17 protein-coding genes and 1 pseudogene are annotated in these 19,267 nt (G+C 63.1%); 11 read left to right on the top strand and 7 right to left on the bottom strand.

The features are described from left to right. Positions 1 to 21 precede the first annotated feature (21 nt). The 6 genes and pseudogenes from C8C98_RS20835 to C8C98_RS20815 form a co-directional block, all read right to left on the bottom strand. Positions 22 to 525 carry a nuclear transport factor 2 family protein gene (locus C8C98_RS20835; protein WP_121455823.1) on the bottom strand — a complete coding sequence of 168 codons (504 nt, stop codon included), beginning with the start codon at positions 523 to 525 and terminating at the stop codon, positions 22 to 24. 400 nt (positions 526 to 925) lie between these two features. Further along, a complete protein-coding gene (locus C8C98_RS20830; protein ID WP_233574630.1) occupies positions 926 to 1,579 on the bottom strand; it encodes an SEL1-like repeat protein in 654 nt (217 codons plus the stop codon). Positions 1,580 to 1,696: 117 nt separating this feature from the next. Next, positions 1,697 to 2,083: pseudogene (locus C8C98_RS22260) on the bottom strand (SEL1-like repeat protein); the annotation flags it as partial. A gap of 18 nt (positions 2,084 to 2,101) precedes the next feature. Beyond that, on the bottom strand, positions 2,102 to 3,856 hold the full coding sequence (locus tag C8C98_RS20825; RefSeq protein ID WP_121455821.1) for a DUF4384 domain-containing protein: 1,755 nt from the start codon (positions 3,854 to 3,856) through the stop codon (positions 2,102 to 2,104). Positions 3,857 to 3,900: 44 nt separating this feature from the next. Beyond that, positions 3,901 to 4,329, bottom strand: a complete 429-nt coding sequence (locus C8C98_RS20820) for a hypothetical protein (RefSeq protein WP_199726625.1) — start codon at positions 4,327 to 4,329, stop codon at positions 3,901 to 3,903. 178 nt (positions 4,330 to 4,507) lie between these two features. Continuing rightward, positions 4,508 to 4,981, bottom strand: coding sequence for a hypothetical protein (locus C8C98_RS20815; RefSeq protein WP_147436440.1), 474 nt, complete (start codon positions 4,979 to 4,981; stop codon positions 4,508 to 4,510). A gap of 610 nt (positions 4,982 to 5,591) precedes the next feature. On the opposite strand from C8C98_RS20815, the gene C8C98_RS20810 reads away from it, so the two are divergent. Further along, entirely contained in the window at positions 5,592 to 6,332 is a 741-nt protein-coding gene (locus tag C8C98_RS20810) for a response regulator transcription factor (RefSeq protein WP_121456434.1), read from the top strand. Between the two features lie 37 nt (positions 6,333 to 6,369). After that, positions 6,370 to 7,209, top strand: coding sequence for a sensor histidine kinase (locus tag C8C98_RS22255; protein WP_121455819.1), 840 nt, complete (start codon positions 6,370 to 6,372; stop codon positions 7,207 to 7,209). 439 nt (positions 7,210 to 7,648) lie between these two features. Here C8C98_RS22255 and C8C98_RS20800 read toward each other — a convergent pair whose 3' ends face one another. Then, positions 7,649 to 8,197, bottom strand: coding sequence for a phasin family protein (locus tag C8C98_RS20800; protein ID WP_121455818.1), 549 nt, complete (start codon positions 8,195 to 8,197; stop codon positions 7,649 to 7,651). A 203-nt stretch (positions 8,198 to 8,400) separates the two neighbouring features. Between C8C98_RS20800 and C8C98_RS20795 the strand changes: the two genes are divergently transcribed. From C8C98_RS20795 to cbiB, 9 genes are all read left to right on the top strand, one after another. Further along, the gene (locus C8C98_RS20795; RefSeq protein ID WP_121455817.1) at positions 8,401 to 9,360 is read left to right on the top strand and encodes a histone deacetylase; all 960 of its coding nucleotides are present in this window, start codon (positions 8,401 to 8,403) and stop codon (positions 9,358 to 9,360) included. Next, positions 9,357 to 9,854, top strand: coding sequence for a thioesterase family protein (locus tag C8C98_RS20790; RefSeq protein WP_121455816.1), 498 nt, complete (start codon positions 9,357 to 9,359; stop codon positions 9,852 to 9,854). Before C8C98_RS20795 ends, C8C98_RS20790 begins: the two co-directional genes overlap by 4 nt. Positions 9,855 to 9,962: 108 nt before the next feature. Then, positions 9,963 to 11,078 (top strand): ISAs1 family transposase, encoded by a 1,116-nt coding sequence (locus C8C98_RS20785; protein ID WP_158600189.1) that lies wholly within the window; start codon positions 9,963 to 9,965, stop codon positions 11,076 to 11,078. 382 nt (positions 11,079 to 11,460) lie between these two features. After that, a complete protein-coding gene (pncB, locus tag C8C98_RS20780; protein WP_121455814.1) occupies positions 11,461 to 12,708 on the top strand; it encodes a nicotinate phosphoribosyltransferase in 1,248 nt (415 codons plus the stop codon). A gap of 71 nt (positions 12,709 to 12,779) precedes the next feature. Next, positions 12,780 to 14,198, top strand: a complete 1,419-nt coding sequence (locus C8C98_RS20775) for a sodium:proton antiporter (protein ID WP_121455813.1) — start codon at positions 12,780 to 12,782, stop codon at positions 14,196 to 14,198. A 170-nt stretch (positions 14,199 to 14,368) separates the two neighbouring features. Next, positions 14,369 to 15,361, top strand: coding sequence for a D-glycerate dehydrogenase (locus tag C8C98_RS20770; protein WP_121455812.1), 993 nt, complete (start codon positions 14,369 to 14,371; stop codon positions 15,359 to 15,361). Between the two features lie 79 nt (positions 15,362 to 15,440). Continuing rightward, the gene (rmuC, locus tag C8C98_RS20765; RefSeq protein ID WP_233574628.1) at positions 15,441 to 17,051 is read left to right on the top strand and encodes a DNA recombination protein RmuC; all 1,611 of its coding nucleotides are present in this window, start codon (positions 15,441 to 15,443) and stop codon (positions 17,049 to 17,051) included. Next, on the top strand, positions 17,048 to 18,244 hold the full coding sequence (locus tag C8C98_RS20760) for an MFS transporter (protein WP_121455811.1): 1,197 nt from the start codon (positions 17,048 to 17,050) through the stop codon (positions 18,242 to 18,244). The genes rmuC and C8C98_RS20760 overlap by 4 nt, the downstream gene beginning before the upstream one ends. After that, positions 18,234 to 19,265, top strand: coding sequence for an adenosylcobinamide-phosphate synthase CbiB (cbiB, locus tag C8C98_RS20755; RefSeq protein ID WP_121456432.1), 1,032 nt, complete (start codon positions 18,234 to 18,236; stop codon positions 19,263 to 19,265). Before C8C98_RS20760 ends, cbiB begins: the two co-directional genes overlap by 11 nt. Positions 19,266 to 19,267 lie beyond the last annotated feature (2 nt).

Genomic DNA, 19,267 nt, shown 5'->3' with positions numbered 1-19,267 from the left:
CATCAGCGCACTCCCGCTGACTCAGCGGCGCAGTGCAGGGTCCCAGTGCTCCACAATCTTCCCATTCGCTATCCGGAACATGTCAAACCACGTAGTAACGTAGCGTTTGGTCGAGTCCTTGGGGTCGGGGTACTCGCGGCCAAAGCTCAGGATGACCAAATCACGTTCTGCAACGATGGAGACCAGCGGGGCTTGGATGTGTGGGGTGACGGTTTGGGGCTTTTTGATTTTGGAGAAAAAATCGACAAAGGCTGCGCGACCGCTTTGCACATTGGGGTTGTGCTGCACGTATTCGTCTGACAGGTACTTGTCGGCAAGCTCCATGTGCCCGCCCTCAAATACTTCCCGCCAGAAGTCAAACACCAGCCGCTTGTTGGCGGCCAAGGCAGGGTCGTTGCTGATCAGTAAAGAGGATTGCTGATCAGGTGCGATGAACGACATTTCAGCGTGCGACGCGATGGATGCGGTGCCGAGCAAAGCGGCCACCAATGCTGCCTTGGCCAAAGATCTGCGCAGGTTTTTCATAGATGACAACGGTACTTGGTTGTGTTTTCCGGGACTATGCAGTTTGTTGTCTGCGAAGCGTTGGAGTGGTTGATGCAGCATGCGAGGCCATTTCGCGATGGATCCAACGGCGGCGATTCAGAAAACAAAGCCATGCGCTGCATCAACAGCAATGCCTGATGCCCGTCCTCTCCTGAGTGGCTAATTTCTACCCACCGCCAGTGCCGCCAGAACAGCGATGCTACCTGTGCGGTAGAGCCCCCAGAGTTGAGGGATGGCTGCGTAGATTTCGATGGCAGCCAGCGCAAACCGATAGCTGATTCTCCATTTGAGCCCCAGGGCCACCGGTGTTGTCTTTGGTTCAGGCGTCGCAAGGGTTTGGCATCGCAGCCGACACGATCATTGCACCTCCGTCAATTCATCAGGGCGCGGATGTAGCTCTCGTGGCAAGCCACTGCGGTGGGATCAGTCCATACAAGGGGCTTGGATCTCGTTGCCATGTGTGGGGAGACAACGGGGTCGTGGCATTTTGCGTGGAGCCGTTGGAGTCGGGGTTCAGCGCCGCAAGCTGCTGCATCCATGCCAAGTCCACTGTCCCACTGGGCGTGGGGCGCGAGAAGATCAACTCCAGCATTCTGCGAGCCTTCTCATCGCCGCTGCTGGCTGCAATTTGGTACAGGCGCACTGCCTCTGCGTAGTTGGCTGGCACACCGTCACCACGGTGGTAGCGTTGCGCTTCGGTATACCAAGCCTGTGCGTTGTTGCGGATGGGTTGGTGGTGCAGCTTGGATGGGCTCGGCTGAATGCGCTTGCGCAGCAGATGGGCATTGGCTGCTGCGGCGGCAGATCTGGGGGCCGCGGATTGGAATTGCGCGAGTGCCTTTTCGAGCTGGCCGGTTGCCAGGTATTCCAGCCCTAGCTCGTTCGTCGCCTGGGCATTGCCTGCATTGGCTGCAGCCAGCAAAAGTGGGTGTGGACCTTGGGCTGGCTCCGATGTGGGCGATGGTATGGGCGCGATCGCCTGGTTGACCAACCATTCCAGATATTTGGTCAGACCTGGCGTTCCTTTGGTCAACTGCTGGATCCAGGGGATGGCTGCTGCAGGATTAGGGGCGCTCAGGCACCCCATGATTTGGCACCATGCCAAACCTGCGGGTGCCAAAGGGTGCCGTAGCGCCTGGGCTTGTTCAAACCAATGTTGTGCCTGGGCTGTGTCTGTGGGCGTGCCTACACCATGCAGGCTTAGCAGACCTAGCAGCCAAGCAGCTTCGGCTGGGCTCGTGGGTGTCTTGGGGGATGGGGTCGTGGATGGGCGCTTTGGTGTAGCCGGTGCAGGCGCGCTGCCCAGCGCTGCCGCACGCAGCGCCTGCACCGCTTTCTCAACTCGGAGGGGATTATTTGTAGGCGCAGATGGTGAAGGAGCATGTAGCGTTTCAGGATCCAGACCGTTCTCCACAGATTCGGATATGCCCCTGGCTGCAGCCTGCACCACAACGGGTGAGAACAAACAAAGTCCAAGTGCCGCTATCCACAGCAGGTTGGTGGGTGAGGCCAATGGCAGGCGATGTGGCTCGGACATGGGGCTGCCGCAGTGTTCTTATTTGCGGGGGAGTGGTGCTGCGGAGGTGGCGGTAGGGGTTCGCCGGGGCACCACATTCCAGTACACCGCATTGCCTGTGTAGCCGGTGCTGCCCCATGCCTTGGCAAAGGCTTCGTTGATCTTCTCCAGCGTGCGGATACCCTGGATGGCCTTCAGTGCTGGGCCTCGCAAATCATCAGGCAGCTTGGCGGTGCTGTCGTCGTCGGTCGCAAAGCAGGCAACCCCCTCGCGGCCCGGGCTGGCTGCATCCATCACGAACCCTGGGTTGGGACTCATCCAGTCCGGGATGCGGACAGCCTGGTTGGCAGACACCCAGCCCACCGTATTGGCCTGGTTGGGCAACAAGCGCATGACGGTACCGGTGGCATCGGCCAGATAGCACTGCAGAAAAGATGCGCGTGAAACAGTGGCAGACAAGAATATTTGTTCGCCGACCTCAAAGTCCGTGCGGTCCAGTAGCACGTTCTCAATCTGCATATTCAAGATGCGCTCTGCTGCGGGGGCGCCATACATCAGCGCGCTGGTAACCACAGGCTTTGTGGGCTGGTCTGCGGCCTCTGGCTTGGGCTGCACCGGCTCGGCATGCGTAGAACTCCAACCGATGCGCGCCAATGTGCCGTCCGCAGCCAAGTCTACAAAGTGGCGCAAAGCCCGCTCGTAGGTCGGGAAGTCCACCACACCTGTCACCACCATCCCGTTGTCGGCCTGAAAGCGTGCCAATGCGGCCCGAAGCTGGGGGTTGGGTTCTGACAGCGAACTGCTGCTGGGAGGGCTGGCTGGGCTAGCACCTGCCGCGATGTACCCCCGGCTGATCAATGAGCGCGTGACCAGCTGGATGCGCACCGATGCCGAGCCCTCGTCATACCAGTCGCGCAACTGTCGCTGAAAGTCGGGGTGGTTTTGCTCCAAAGTGAGGCATTGCCAGTAGGGCACACGTGCCCATTTGCCCACCAGCTCAATCGTGGCCAAGTCCACCAGCGTCCGCATGGCGCTGCCAGCGCCTTGGGTGTAATCGCGCCCGACATTGAATTGCACCCCATAGGTGCCAATGCGGCCCGCCAGATCCACGCCCTGGCCGCCGCTGCCCACAATGACCTCGTTGGCCGAGTCCAGCCCCGGTATCAACGTGCGGGTGCGGAAGTCGCCCAGGTGCATTTCCAGTCCGATGATGGTGGCGTTGCGGCTTTGGCTGTAGCCCAGATCAACGCGGGGGCCAGACAGCCCCGTGTCAAAGCGGTTGTTGATCACATTCTGGTCCGCAAACGCAACAGCGCCAGAGATATACAACGCGGGCCTTTGCAGTTGGATCTGGTTGTTGTTGAGCAGGATGGTGGTCAGGTTCTGCACCGTGTCTTGCCGCGCAATGTCCACCTCGTAGTCCACAAACCGAAAGGCATTGCTCAGGCGCGACATTTGCGATAGTGCCGTGATCACCATGTCTTTGCTGGCCACGGCCACGCGGCCAGAGTAATCGGGAATCTGCTTGCTGGTGATGAGCGTGGTGGGCTGCTGGGCGTCACGCAGCATATGGTCCATGCACACCAGCGAATCGGAGAAACTGGAGATAGAGCGGGTGGGCCGGGTGACGGGGCGGTCGGTGATGGAGGCACGTTCCTGAAAGGGCTGATCCTTCCTGGGGTCCATGGGGGTGGCGCAACCACTCAGCCACAGGCTGGTAAAGATGGCCACAAAGGTGCTCCAGCGCAAAGAGCTGTGCAAGTGCCTGGCCTGCGCCAAGTTGGGGGATGGCATGGGTTTGCTCCTACCGCTGGTGCAGCGCAAGATGGGCCGCCTGGCTACTTGCAGATGTTGACCAGATCGCCGCGCAGCACCACCACTTGCGGCGCGGCCGTTGTACCGTACCTGGCGGTGTTGGCGGAGCCGCTGGAAACGGTATTGCTACCCACTTCCTGCACGCAGGTCTTTTGCATGCCCTGTGCATTGGCCGTTGTGACCACATCGTTGTTGGTTAGCACTCCAGAGGTGTCCTCCGAAAACGCCTTGGCTTCATAGCGTGCGATGCGGGCGCGCAGCCAAGCGGGCATGCTGGTATTGCCGTCCAAGTTGGATGAGGGCGTGGCTGCACTGGTAGGTTGCATTTGCACGGTGAGCTTCTTGGTCAGGATGACCGGGTCCTCGCCAGGAGCCTGGGCCCAAGCAGAACCAAAGAGATTGAGGCACAGGCTCCAGACTGCGAGCTTGCCCCAGGTGTAACGAGTGCTCATTGAACATCTCCTGGTGTGGAAAAAGGCGCGCTCTTCAAAGGCATGCGAACTGCACCATGAGGCCTGCAGCCGCAGCGCAAGAGGGCTTTCAGGTCGCTGGATCGAAGAGTGGTTAGCCCATTGCGATCCAGCAGCCCATTGAGCGGGCCGCTGAATGGAGCCCGCTTATGCTCGCGCCTTAGTTAGGCCAGTTGCTGGTCTTGGTAGGCTGGCAGGTGAAGCAGGCGTTGTTGGTGGCGATGTTTTGCACCGCCTTGCTGTTGCTGCCGCTGGACAGGTTGGCGATGGTGGCGCCAGTGAGGGCTGTGAACTGGAGCGAGTTGCCAGAGATCGTGACTTCACCCACGTTCGACGACAGGTTCTGGCTGGCGTAAGCGTCGCTGCCGCTGGCGGTATTGGTCACACTGCCGCCCACCCCCAGCACCCCTTGGATGGAGTTGCCGCCCACGGTGACGTTGCCCGTGTTGGAGGCCACGTTTTGAAATGCCTCGCTCTTAGAGCCTGTGGAGTTGTTGCTGGCAGAGACATTGGCCAGCGAAGCGAATTGCACCGAAGTGCCCGTGATCGAGATATCGGGGGTGGAAGACACAGGGCCTGTGGCCATGGCAGCGGAAGCAATAGCACTGAGAGCAATGAAAGCAAGGGTTTTCATGACAGATCCTTCGATGATGGGTGTCGACACGGTCTGCATCGCAGCGAATCTGCGGTGCAGTGGAATGGACAGCTCGGCTTGGCTCTCACTTCCTTTGAGGAGTGATGGCGCTTCCTCGCTGCCTGGAGTCAGTGTCTGCGGCCCCCTCGCTGATACAAATACGGGGGACTGGCTACTCCATACGGTGGAGCGCTCTTTCACGCAAAACGCTGGGAAGCCTTGTGCGTCGCGGGAGTGAACCAGCCCCCTGGCCTGATGTTCAGTGAAAACCTAGGTAGTAACTGTTTGTGACATTTGAAACCATTTTGAGATTTCAAACAGCACGCGTGAATTTTGTTGCATTGTGTTCGCTAACGAACGGAGTGGAGAGCACGCTGCGGTCACGATGCAGTCAGCTCAAAACCTGTGTGCAAACGTAAGGCGCGCGCAATGGCCGCACCAAGCGCCAGTGATGTCGTTGCCAGCTGCCGTCACTTAAACGGCTGCATGGTGGCTTTGCCTGGCACTGCGGCATCCAGGGTTCTGCGCGGCTTTCAATGCAATTCAAGTTCCCTAGGGAGTGTTTATCGTGAGCAATCGTGGGCAAGTCGAATCCTCTGCCGCGCCAAGCGTGCATCCCTCTGCGCCTTCGGGCCAGTTTTCCACCTACTCCAATCCACCATCGGTGTGGCCCGCTTTTCTGGTGGGTCAAGAGTCCAATCCCATCAGGGTGCTGCTCGTGGATGACGATGCGCACATTCGGATGGTGATTGCGCAGGAGTTGATGGCAGACCCGCGCACATTGCTGGTAGGCCAGGCCGCCAGCGTCAGGGAGGGGCGCAAGGCTATCAAACAGCATGAGTTTGATGTTTTGCTCGTGGACCTGAATCTGGGTGATGGCGAGGCCTTTGAGTTACTGGAGTTCTTCAGGTCCTTTCGCCCCTCGGCGCAAGCGGTTGTCATTTCTGTGATGGAAAACGACGAGCAGGTGATGCGGGCCTTTGAGCTGGGTGCTGCGGGCTTTGTGGGCAAGAACTCCTGGTTTGGCAACTATGCGCAATCGGTGCTGCAGGTGGCAAACGGTGGTGCGTCTATCACCCCCAACCTAGCGCGTCGCCTGCTACAGCGCTTTGACCGCACCAACGCAGCAGAATCCAAGCGGCGCCAGCCCGACGATGCCGACCGGTTATCTACCCGTGAGAAAGAGATTTTGCGCCTGGTCGCCAGTGGGTACACCAGCGTGGAAGTCGGGTCGCGCCTCTTCATCAGCAGCATGACGGTCAACACCCATCTGCGTAACATTTACCGCAAGCTACAGGTCAGGACCCGCGCACAAGCCGTGCGATTCGCCTCCTTGAGGGGATTGTTCTAGCCAAGGTTGCCATCACCGAAGGCTTGCCGCCCGCGCTATGTTTCGCACCCGTCCCGCTTGGTTTGCAATCACTTGCGTCTCCCTCTGGCTGCTGCTGTTGGTGTTGACGTTGCTGTCTTTTGGATGGTTTTGGGGTGTCGATGGTGGTGTTCGTCGGTGGTTGCAAGGTGTGACGCTGCTCGTCTGCTTGGCATTGGGGGGGCTGCTGCTCATTCAGCTGCCCAGGGCCTTGCAGTGGCGACCGCGCCTGAGTCCACGGCCGAGCCCGGAACTGCATGCCGAACGGCGGCGCATTGCCCGTGACCTGCACGACAGCCTGGGCTCTCAGCTGGTGTGTGCCATGGCACTGCTTGACTCCAAGCCCTCTAGCGACAGCGAGGTGCTGAGCGTTCTGGAGCGCTGCATGCTCGATCTGCGCCTGATTGTGGACTCCATGGACGGAGAGGGAGAGTCGGTGACCGAGCGGCTGGCCCGTCTGCGCCACCGCTTGCAGCCCGTGCTGGAGCGCCGTGGTATCCAGATGACCTGGGACGTGCAAGTGTTTGATGGAGCCATGCAGTTGCATGGGCACTGCGCCACCCATTTGGTGGCGATTGTCCAAGAGGCGTTGAGCAATGTGCTGCAGCATGCCAGGGCCACCGAAGTGGCTGTCAGCGTGCACTACCTGGCTGCATCGGGCTCCTGGTATGCCGAGGTCAGCGATAACGGCATTGGCATGGACGCGCACCATGACGATGCCCAGGCGCATGCCGGCTCAGGCATTGCAGGCATGCACCGGCGTGCGGAGCTGGCAGGAGGGCAGTTCAGCTTTCTGCCGCGCCAGGGTGGAGGGACTTGTGTGTGGGTGATCGTGCCGGGCGGCGCTGCGGATAGCTAGTCCACTGAATCTTTGAAATCAGCGGTACGTGAGGGTCTGGCAAGGCCGCAATCTAGGCGCCGGGCGCAGCCGGGTTGGACACCCGGCGAGCACGGCAACGACGAGTGCGGCCTTGCCAGACCCTCACCCTGCGGGCCGGGGTTGCAGCGGGCGCCCGGCTGCGTTGCATGCTTTGCCAAGGCACCCAGCCTTGGCGGCAGCATGCGCCTTGCCGCGCATCCCGCTGCAGCCCCGGCGAACCGCCGATTTCAAGGATTCAGTGGACTGGTCCCCAAAGCCAGGGCCTCCGCAGGTATCTCTCAGACGCGGCCCATAGGCAAAAAAAAGCCCGGCAGGTGCCGGGCTTGAAATGGATCCCTGAAACCCAGGTTTCGAGAGGATCCAAGGAGACAACTGGAGTCAGGAACAACGTTCCTAGCAACCGGTGTGCACTCAGCGCTTAGCGCTTGCGTGGGGCGGCCGTCTTGGCAGCGGACGCGGCGGTGTTGGCCACGGCGTTGAAGTTGGCTTCGGCCACGTCGCTGGCTTGCTTCACTGCCTTTTGCACCGATTCAAAAGCATTGTTGGCGGCAGACACGGCGCTCTTCATCACAGCGACTGCGGTTTCAGAGCCTGCGGGTGCGTTCTTTGCAGCGCTGTCCACCAAGTTGGTGAAGGCCTTCTGTGCGTCGGTGGCTTGGCTTTCAAAAGCCTTGCCAAACTCAGCGCCGGTGCCAGAGGCGATGTCGTACAGGTGGCGGCTGTAGGCGGCGGTCTTTTCTGCCAGGGGCTGGAACAGACCGGCTTGCAGGGCCAGCAGCTCTTGTGCGTCCTTCACGCCCAGCACGGCTTGGGTGTGGGTTGCGGCTTCCGACAGGGCAGCGCGCGAGGCAGTCACGTTCAGTTCGACCAGCTTTTCCACGCCTTCAAAGGCTTTGGTGGTCAGGCCAAACAGGGTTTCGATGTTGGCTTTGTGGGAGGCCAGGATTTGTTCTGCGGTCAACGTCATGTCATATCTCCTAAAAAAGGGGGCCGATGGTGGCCGGTTACTTACAGACATCTGCTCTGACGTTGTGATTCGGATGAATCATGTTGCAGTGCAGCATGGGTTGAATTTTAGGCCGCTGACCGGCTATTGCAAGTGTTTTTTGTTGCAGTGCAGCAAATTAGAGGCAAGGCTCCAGGAATAGGGCGCCTTGCCACAATGGCGTCATGCACGCCTATTACGCCGACCAGTTCGTTTTGCCTTTGCCCGAGGGGCACCGCTTTCCCATGGCCAAGTACCGCATGCTGCGCGACCGCATTGCGAAGGAGCTGCCCGGCGTGGCCTTGCATGTAGCGCCCATCGCGACGGATGCCGAGCTGGTGCTGGCCCATGCGCCTGCCTATGTGCAGGCGGTGGCTACGGGCACGCTCACGCCTGCAGAGCAGCGGGAGATCGGTTTTCCCTGGAGCGAAGCCATGGCCGAGCGGGCGCGCCGCTCTGTCGGGGCCACGCTGGGCGCTTGCCGCGCAGCACTGCGCGATGGGGTCGCGGGTAACTTGGCGGGCGGCACGCACCACGCCTATGCCGACAAGGGCAGTGGCTTTTGTGTTTTCAACGATGTGGCCGTGGCCGCACGCCTGATGCAAAGCCAGCACGCGATGGCCCAAGACACCGCCCCGGAGGCTGGCCTTGAACCCCTCAAACCTCTGCAGGTGGCCGTGATCGACCTGGACGTGCACCAGGGCAACGGCACAGCCCATATCTTTCAAGGCGATGCCAGCGTGTTCACGCTGTCGCTGCACGGTGAGCGCAACTTTCCGTTCCGCAAAGAGGCCAGCGACCTGGACGTGCCGCTGCCCGATGGTTGCGGCGATGCGGACTACCTAGAGGCACTGGACCAAGCGCTGCAGGTGCTGGCGCAGCGCTTTCGCCCCGACCTGGTGTTGTACCTGGCAGGGGCTGACCCGCACGAGGGCGACCGGCTGGGCCGCCTGGCGCTGACCTACGACGGGCTGCAGGCCCGCGACCACCGTGTGTTCGACTGGGCCTGGCAGCGCCGCGTACCGCTGGCTTTCTCCATGGCCGGGGGTTATGGGCGCGACATTCACAGCACCGTGCAGGCCCAGCTCAACACCTGGCGCGTGGCACTGCAATACCACGCCCGCTGGCAAAATGTGGCGGCATGAGCACGCCCACCTCCGCATCCACCGCAGCCGCTGCACCCACAGTGCAGACACCCACCCGCCCAGCGCCGCAGCCCCGCAGTGCCTACCAGGCGTTTCGCTCCATCAGCACCCGCTGGGCCGACAACGATGTGTACGGTCATGTGAACAACGTCGTGTATTACAGCTGGTTTGACACCGCCGTGAACGCGCACCTGATCGAGCAGGGCGTGCTCGACATCCATGCGGGCTCCACCATCGGGCTGGTCATCGAGACCCAGTGCAACTACTTTGCGCCGCTGGCCTTTCCGCAGACGGTGGAAGCGGGCATCCGGGTGGCGCGGCTGGGCGGCTCCAGCGTGCGCTACGAGGTGGGGCTGTTCGCCCAGGGCGAGCCCCTGACCGCCGCCGCAGGCCACTTTGTGCATGTCTACGTCGACCGCGAGACCCGCCGCCCCGTGCCTGTGCCGGCCCCGCTGCGTGCCGTGCTGGAAAAGCTGGTGCCCCATCGCGATTGAAGTGCGATCTCCGTGCGATGCGCGTGCGCTCAGGGTAATCGCATCTAAATAGATGCTGCCACTATTTGCGGCGAAACTGTAGCGAGTGATCACCCAACCAACGCTCCCGTGACCCTGCTGCAGCACCTGCAAGTCATCCCCGACCCGCGCCTAGAGCGCACGCGTCGCCACGAACTCCAATCCATCCTGGCCATAGCGCTGTGCGCAACCATCGCAGGTGCAGACAACTGGGTGGAAGTAGCCGAGTTCGGCGAGTTGCACCACGACTGGTTCATTCGTTTCATTCCGCTGCCCTCAGGCATTGCCTCGCACGACACCTTCGCACGAGTGTTTCGCCTGCTTGACGCCAAGCAACTGGAGCTGGCCTGCCAACAGTGGCTGGCCCAGGTGGCGGGCCGGGTATACGGCACAGTGGCGATTGACGGCAAAAGCGTGCGCGGCAGCAGCAAAGGGGATGCTCGCAGGCCACTGCACATGGTCAGCGCCTGGGCTGCAGACATGGGATTGCTACTGGGCCAGTGCAAGGTCGATGGCAAGAGCAACGAGATCACCGCCATCCCCGAGTTGCTCAGGCTGCTGCACCTCAAAGGCTGCATCGTCACCATCGATGCCATCGGCTGCCAAAAGAGCATCGCCCAGCAGTTGCACGAGCATGGTGCGGCTTATGTTCTGTCGCTCAAAGGCAACCAGCGGCACATGCACGCAGTGGTGCAAAAGCACTTTGAAGTGCAGGCGAGCCAAGAGCCGCCCGATGAGAACACCTACACCGAGCGCTCAAGCGGCCATGGGCGCCAGGAACTGAGCAGCTACCGGCTCAGCCCTGTGCCCGAGGCATTGCAGCGAGCGGCAGTGCACTGGCCGGGGCTTGCCAGCGTGGTGCAAGTCACGCGCCAGCGCCAACAAACGGGAAGCCCCGCCAGCGAAGAAGTCAGCTACTACCTGAGCAGCTTGCCTGCGCACACGCCTGCAAGGGTGCTGGCGCACAGCATTCGCGCGCATTGGGCGGTGGAGAACCAGTTGCACTGGAGTCTGGATGTGGCGATGCGCGAGGATGCGGCGCAGTGCTACAAGGATCAGGGACCGCACAACCAAACGCTGCTGCGGCGCATGGTGCTGCAGTTGCTCAAGAGGGACACTTCGGTGAAGGTGGGTGTGCAGGCAAAGCGCAAGCGCGCTGGCTGGGATGTGGGCTATCTCGCTCACATCTTGGGTATCTTTATTTAGATGCGATTGCCCTGCGCGTGCGCTTTGGTTGCTATTGAAAACATAGCTGCTTGCGCTTGCTTGGTAAGCGCTAGAGCCTGATTTTTATTAAATCCCGGCGCGAGGGTGGCCCCCGCAGGTCGTGGCCTTGCTGCAGTGCCGGGCACCCTGCAAGGGCTACACTTTGGCGCCTTGCTCCTGAGAGCGCTCAAACCACCCCCCTGGCACCTTGGTTCCGCCGTGTCGCACTGCCTGCATCGCCTGCAGCAGGGCCCCCGGCCCAGGTCGCTTTGGGGATGGTGTGGGCGGTCCTTGGTGCGCACGGTGCGTTGTGAAACCAGATCCCTGACCCTATGGCCTTCCCCGGGCCTTTCCGGTCTTTTGCGAGGGCGTCGCCCAGTCCATGATCATCACCAGCTTGCTCGACACCGACCTGTACAAGTTCACCATGATGCAGGTGGTGCTGCACCAGTTTCCCAGTGCCCAGGTCGAATACCGCTTCAAGTGCCGCAACCCCGGCGTGCAACTGGCGCCCTTTGCCAACGAGATCCGCGACGAGATCCGCTCGCTGTGCGGCCTTCAGTTTCAGGATGCCGAGCTGGCCTACCTGCGGTCAATGCGTTTCATCAAGAGCGATTTTGTTGATTTTCTCGGGCTGTTCCGCCTGAACGAGAAGTACATCACCATCACGCCCCTGCCCACGGGCGAGATCGAGATCACCATCCGGGGCCCCTGGCTGCACACCATCTTGTTTGAGATTCCCGTGCTGGCCATCGTCAACGAGGTGTACTTTCGCAACACGCAAAAGGTGCCCGACTTCCCCGAAGGCCGCCGCCGCCTGGATGCCAAGATCGCGGCGCTGCAGGCCGATGGATTGGGTGAGCTCAAGATTGCCGACTACGGCACGCGCCGGCGCTTTTCTCGCGCCTGGCACGAAGAAGTGCTGCGCGTGCTGGTGGCCCGCCTGGGCACGGGCGACCGCCGCCCCGGCGCGCCCACCGGCCCCGGCCAGTTCGCAGGCACCAGCAACGTCCTGTTTGCCATGAAGCTGGGCCTGACGCCGCTCGGGACCATGGCGCACGAATACCTGCAGGCCTGCCAGGCCCTAGGCCCGCGCTTGCGCGACAGCCAGGTGTTTGGCTTTGAAATGTGGGCCAAGGAATACCGGGGCGATCTGGGCATTGCGCTGTCGGACGTGTATGGCATGAGCGCCTTCCTGCGCGACTTCGACCTGTACTTTTGCAAGCTGTTTGACGGCGCGCGGCACGACAGTGGCGACCCCTTTGCCTGGGGCGAGCGCCTGCTCGAGCATTACCGCAAGAACCGCGTCGACCCGCTGACCAAGACCCTCATCTTCAGCGACGGCCTCACCATTCCGCGCACCATCGAGCTGTACCAGCAGTTCCGTGGGCGCTGCCAGCTGGCTTTTGGCATTGGCACCAACCTGACCAATGACCTGGGCGACGCGCCCGCGCACGAGCCGCTGCAGGTCGTCATCAAGATGACCCGCTGCAACGGCCAGCCCGTGGCCAAGCTGTCGGACACGCCGGGCAAGGGCATGTGTGACGACGAGGCCTACCTGGCCTACCTGCGGCAGGTGTTTGAGATCCCTGCACCGCAGTCAACGCAGTCAACGCAGCCAGCGCTGTGAATGCATTGACTGAGCCCGCCACCGCACCCGTCTGTTTTTCAAAAAGAACCGCACTGATGGAGACAAGAACAATGACCCTTTCTCGCCGAGCGGCCCCGTGGATGGCGGCGGCTGCAGCCCTGTTGCCCAGCCTGAGCCAGGCGGCTGAACTGGACGGCAGTGCGCTGTCCGCCCTGTGGGGTGTACCGTTTGCAGGCCTGTTGCTGTCGATTGCGCTCATGCCCTTGCTGGCCCCCATCTTCTGGCACCACCATTTCGGCAAGGTGGCGGCGGGCTGGGCGCTGGCGTTCTTGCTGCCGTTTGCAGTGGTTTTTGGCCCCGGTGCGGCGGGCGCGAGTTTTGTGCACGCGCTGGTGGCCGAATACATCCCCTTCGTCATCTTGCTCACGGCGCTCTTCACCGTGGCGGGGGGCATCTACATCCGGGGCAACCTGCATGGCAGCCCGGCGCTCAACACGGCCATCCTTGCCATTGGTGCGGTGCTGGCCAGCTTCATGGGCACCACGGGCGCGTCCATGCTCATGATCCGCCCGCTGATCCGCGCCAACGACAACCGCAAGCACACGGCGCATGTCGTGGTGTTTTTCATCTTCATCGTCTCCAACGCCGGGGGCTCGCTCACCCCGCTGGGCGACCCGCCGTTGTTCCTGGGCTTCTTGAAGGGCGTGGACTTCTTCTGGACCGTAGGCCACATCTTTCCCGAGACCCTGTTCCTGGTGGGTGCGTTGCTGGCCATCTTCTTTGCGATGGACTCCTGGTACTACCACCGCCGCGAAGAAGTGCTCAAGACAGACCCGACCCCTGACACCCAGGCCATTGGCTTTGACGGCAAGGCTAACTTTGCCCTGCTGGGCGTGGTGGTGGCACTGGTGCTGATGAGCGGGCTGTGGAAATCCTCCGTGTCGTTCACCGTTGCCGGGGCCGAGGTGGGCCTGCCCGGTATCGTGCGCGATGTGGGCCTGATCCTGGTGGCGCTGGTGTCGCTGCGCCTCACGCCGAAAAAGGTGCACGAGGACAACCAGTTCAGCTGGGGCCCCATGCAAGAGGTGGCCAAGCTGTTCGCAGGCATCTTCCTCACCATCGTCCCCGTCATCGCCATGCTCAAGGCCGGCGTCAATGGCCCGTTCGGCGCGGTGGTGGCCGCTGTCACCCGGCCCGACGGCACGCCCGACCCAGCCATGTACTTCTGGGCCTCGGGCGCACTCAGCTCGTTCTTGGACAACGCTCCGACCTACCTCGTGTTTTTCAACACTGCCGGTGGCGACCCTGCCGTGCTGATGACCACGCTGGCCCCGACGCTGGCGGCCATCTCGGCGGGCTCGGTCTTCATGGGCGCCAACAGCTACATCGGCAACGCGCCCAACATGATGGTCAAGGCCATTGCCGAGGACCGGGGCGTGAAGATGCCCAGCTTCTTTGGCTACATGGTGTGGTCGGGCAGCATCCTGGTGCCGCTCTTTATCGTTATGACTTTCATCTGGTTTAGGTAGTGCACATCCCCCTGAGCGGCTGCGCCGCTTCCCCCTTCTCTCATCGCTGCGCGATGGGAAGGGGGACGCCACCGGTGCGGCGGGGCGGCCCTTGCACGGTGGCCACTGGCCTGGGCTGCGCGAGTTGCACCGCCCTGCGGCCGTATCAAGACATTGGAGATTGAAGACTTATGAGCAAACCCCGCATCCTGGTCGCCCGTGCGATCTTCCCCGACATCGTGGACCGTCTGCGCGCGCATTTCGACGTGCAGGACAACCCAGACGACGTGATCTGGACGCAGCAAGAACTGGCCGAGCGCCTGGCGGACAAGGACGGCGTGCTGACCACTGGCAGCCAGCGCATCGACGCTGCTTTGCTGGCCGCTGCGCCGCAACTCAAAATCTGCGCCAACATGGCCGTGGGCTACAACAACTTTGATGTGGACGCCATGACCGCTGCTGGCGTGCAGGGCACCAACACCCCCGATGTGCTCACCGAGACCACAGCCGACTTTGGCTTTGCGCTCTTGATGGCCACGGCCCGCCGCATGACCGAGAGCGAGCATTACCTGCGCGCTGGCAAGTGGACCAAGTGGAGCTACGACATGTTTGCGGGCAGCGACATCCACGGCAGCACGCTGGGCATCATCGGCATGGGCCGCATCGGGCAGGGCATTGCCAAGCGCGGCGCGCACGGCTTTGGCATGAAGGTGATCTATCACAACCGCTCGCGCCTGTCGGCTGACCTGGAAGCCGAATGCAAGGCCACCTACGTGGGCAAGGAAGACTTGCTGCGCACGGCAGACCACGTCGTGCTGGTGGTGCCGTACAGCGCGGCATCGCACCACACCATCGGCGCGGCCGAGCTGGCGCTGATGAAGCCCACGGCCACGCTCATCAACATTGCGCGCGGCGGCATTGTGGACGACGCTGCGCTCGCCGTAGCGTTGCGGGAGCGGCGCATTGCCGCAGCGGGCCTGGATGTGTTCGAGGGCGAGCCCAGCGTGCATCCCGATCTGCTCACCGTGCCCAATGTGGTGCTCACGCCCCACATCGCCAGCGCCACCGTGCCCACGCGCCGCGCCATGGCCAATTTGGCGGCAGACAACCTGATCGCCTTCCTGGGCGGGCGCGGGCCGCTCACGCCGGTCAACCAGCCCGTGACCGGCTTGCGGGTGCAGTGATACTGGAATCTAAGAGAAATTGGCCGCCAGCGCTTGATTCATAAGCGCTAGCAGCTATTGAAATGATAGTAAATCTGCCTTGACTACCGATACCCTCGTTCTGCTGGCCGCCCTGGCCCTGGTGTTCATCGTGCTGGCGCTGCTTGCGCTGCGCCGCCCCCGCGTCGATTTGCCGCCCGAATGGCTGGTGCGCCTGCAGGCGCTGGAACAAACCGCCCGGGCCACCCAACTGGCCGTGGCCAAGAACGATGGCGCGCTGGACGGAATGGGCCAGCAGCTGCGCGGCTTCACGCAGACCACGCAGGCCACGCTGGAGGGGCTGCGCCACGCCGTCGATGAGCGCCTGACTCAAGCGGTGGCCGAGTCACGCAACGGACGCGCTGAGCTGTTGGCCGCGTTTGGCGTGTTTGAGGCGCGGCTGGAGCAGCGCCTCACGGCCCTGGACGCAGCCACGCGCCTCACGCTCGATTCGCTCAAGGGCGACACCCAGTCGCAACTGGGCGTCATGTCGCAGGCGCTCAAAGACCAGCTTGAAGCCAACAGCTTTCAGATCAAGAACCAGTTTGCCGTGCTGCAAGACGCCGTGTCGCAGCAGCTCACCGGGCTGGTGCAAGGCAGCCAGCACAACGCAGAGCAACTGCGCACCGCGCTCAACGAGCGCCTGGCCGCCATCCAGGCCGACAACGCCACCAAGCTCGAAGAAATGCGCCGCACGGTGGACGAAAAGCTCCACGCCACGCTGGAGCAGCGCCTGGGCGAATCCTTCAAGCTGGTGAGCGACCGGCTCGAACAAGTACACAAGGGCCTGGGCGAGATGCAGACCCTGGCGGGCAGCGTGGGCGACTTGAAACGCGTGATGACCAACGTGAAGTCGCGCGGCACCTGGGGCGAAATGCAGCTGGGCGCCATCATCGACAACGTGCTCACACCCGAGCAGTTCGCCCGCAACGTCAAGACCGTGCCGGGCAGCGACGAGCTGGTGGAATTTGCGATCCGCCTGCCGGGCAAGAGCGACGAGCACCCCGTGTGGCTGCCCATCGACTCCAAGTACCCAGTGGAGCAATACCAGCGCCTGATGGACGCGCAAGACGCGGCCGACAAGGCGGCCATCTTGTCGGCGGGCAATGCGTTTGAAACGTCCATCAAGCTCGAAGCCAAGAAGATTTTCACCAAGTACGTCTCGCCCCCGCACACCACCGACTTTGCCGTGCTGTACCTGCCCACCGAAGGCCTGTTTGCCGAGGTCATGCGCCGCCCCGGCCTGGTCGAAGCGGTGCAGAACGAGTGCCGCGTGATGATCACCGGCCCGGCCAACCTGGCGGCCATGCTCAACAGCCTGCAGATGGGCTTCAAGACCCTGGCGATTGAAAAGCGTTCGTCTGAGGTGTGGAACCTCTTGGGCATGGTCAAGACCGAGTTCGCCAAGTTTGGTGATGTGGTCGAGGCCACCAAAAAATCCATCGACGCCGCCGCCAAAAAGTTTGATGAGGTGGGTGTGCGCACCCGCGCCATCCAGCGCAAGCTGCGCGATGTGCAGGACCTGCCTGTGCCGGGGGGCGATACCGCCTTGCCCGGCGGGGGCGATGGCGCCTTGCACGGCGGGGGGAATGGCGCCTTGCTCGGCGGGGTGGATGGCGCCTTGCTCGGCGCCAAGGCATCGCTGCTGGGCCTGGAGGACGACACCCCGTGAACATGGCCCTGGCCCGGCTGATTGCCGGGCAAATCTTTTTGCACGCCTGCATGACCGGCATGCGCATGGCCACGCCGCTGCTGGCCCTGCGCGAGGGCTACAGCGCTGCCGCCGTGGGGGTACTGCTGGCGCTGTTCGCGCTCACGCAGGTGTTTCTGGCGCTGCCAGCAGGGCGCTACGCCGACCGGCACGGCCTTAAGCGCCCCGTGGGCATTGCGGTGGCCATGGCGTGTGTGGGGGCAGGGGCGTCGCTGGTCTACCCGGTGTTTGCGGTGATGTGCTTTTCGGCCCTGCTCACGGGCGGGGCTGCGGGCCTGGCCATCATTGCGCTGCAACGCCATGTGGGTCGCGCCGCGCACGACACCACCCAGTTGCGCCAGGTGTTCAGCTGGCTGGCCATCGGGCCTGCGGTGTCCAACTTCATCGGGCCGTTTTTTGCGGGGCTGTTGATTGACCACGCAGGCAGCGCTGCGGGCAGCACCGAGGGCTACCGCGCCGCGTTTGCGCTGCTGGCGCTCATGCCACTGGCCACCTGGTTCTGGGTGCGCCACACCGAAGAGCTGCCGCCGGTGATTGCCGCCGAGGGCGGGCCGCCCCGGGGCTCGTGGGATCTGCTCAACGAGCCCGCCTTTCGCCGCCTCATCATCGTGAACTGGGTGCTCTCGTCGTGTTGGGATGTGCACACCTTCGTCGTGCCGCTCATCGGGCACGAGCGGGGGCTGTCCGCCTCGGTCATCGGCTCCATCCTGGGCGCATTTGCCGTGGCCGCGGCCGTGGTGCGCCTGCTGCTGCCGCTGGTGGCCAAGCATGTGCGCGAGCATGCGGTGGTGGCCGGTGCCATGGTGATCACGGCGGTGCTGTTTGGGGTGTACCCGCTGCTGGCGTCGGCCCTGGCCATGGGCGTGTGCTCGGTGCTGCTGGGCTTCACCCTCGGGTCGGTGCAGCCCATGGTGATGAGCCTGCTGCACCAGATCACGCCCGAGCACCGCCATGGCGAGGCCCTGGGCCTGCGGCTCATGGCCATCAACGCCTCCAGCGTGCTCATGCCCATGCTGTTTGGCACGGCCGGTGCCGTCATCGGTGTGGCGGGCGTGTTCTGGGTGGTGGGCGCCACGGTGGGCGCCTGCGCGCGCACCGCCTGGCGTATGAACACCGACACCCATCCCGTGGCAGGTGGCGCGCATGGCCGATAGTGGGCTGCACAACGGGTGGCTTGGCTGGCTCAGCCTGCTGGGAGGCCCAGGCAGCACCGAGTGGGCATTCGTCTGCGCACTGGCCCTGGGGCTGGCGCTGCTGCTGGACTGGCGCTTTGGCGAGCCACCGTTGCCCCTGCACCCCGTGGTGTGGATGGGGCGCTACCTGGGCTGGGCCGGGCGCCGCGTCGCCCCGCTGACCACGGCAGACCCACCGCCCCATGTGCAAAAGCGCCGCTCCTTCTGGCTGGGCGCGCTGGCCTGGTGCGTGGGGGCGGGCGGTGCAGGGGCGCTGGCCTGGTGGCTGCAAAGCCACTTGCAGCAAGGCCCCTGGTGGCTGGCTGCGCCGGTGCTGGCCGTGCTGCTCAAGCCCCTGCTGGCGTGGCGCATGCTGCGCGATGAAGTCTTGGCGGTGGAGCGGGCGCTGGCCCGCTCGCTGCCCGAGGGGCGCGAACAACTGGCCCGCCTGGTCAGCCGCGACGTGAGCCAGCTCACGCCCAGCGAGGTGCGCGAATCAGCCATCGAATCGCTGGCCGAAAACCTCAACGATTCGGTGGTGGCGCCCATCTTTTGGTTTGTGCTGCTGGGCCTGCCGGGCGCGGCCATCTACCGCTTTGCCAACACGGCCGATGCCATGTGGGGCTACCCCGGCAGCCGGGGCGCCCGCTACTGGCAATGGGCGGGCAAGTGGGCTGCGCGGGCTGACGATGTGTTGTCGTGGCTGCCCGCACGCCTCACTGCGCTGCTGCTGGCTGCGCTGCACGGCGGCCTGCCTGCCCGTGTGCTGGCGCAAGAGGCTCGCAAAACCCCATCGCCCAACAGCGGCTGGCCCATGGCCGCCATGGCCCTGGCGCTGGGCGTGCGGCTGGCCAAGCCCGGCGTGTACACCTTGCACCCTGACGGGCATGAGCCGGGCCCGCTGGACACGCACCGGGCAACTGGCTATGCACAAAAAGTGATTCTGGCGCTTATTCCATCAGCGGTAGCAGCTCTTTTTTTTATAGCAATGGCCGGGGGCTGACG

Source organism: Acidovorax sp. 106 (genome assembly GCF_003663825.1).
Lineage (GTDB): Bacteria > Pseudomonadota > Gammaproteobacteria > Burkholderiales > Burkholderiaceae_C > Acidovorax.
Note: the sequence above shows the minus strand (reverse complement) of the source record. Positions and strands in the feature narration are given on the sequence as shown.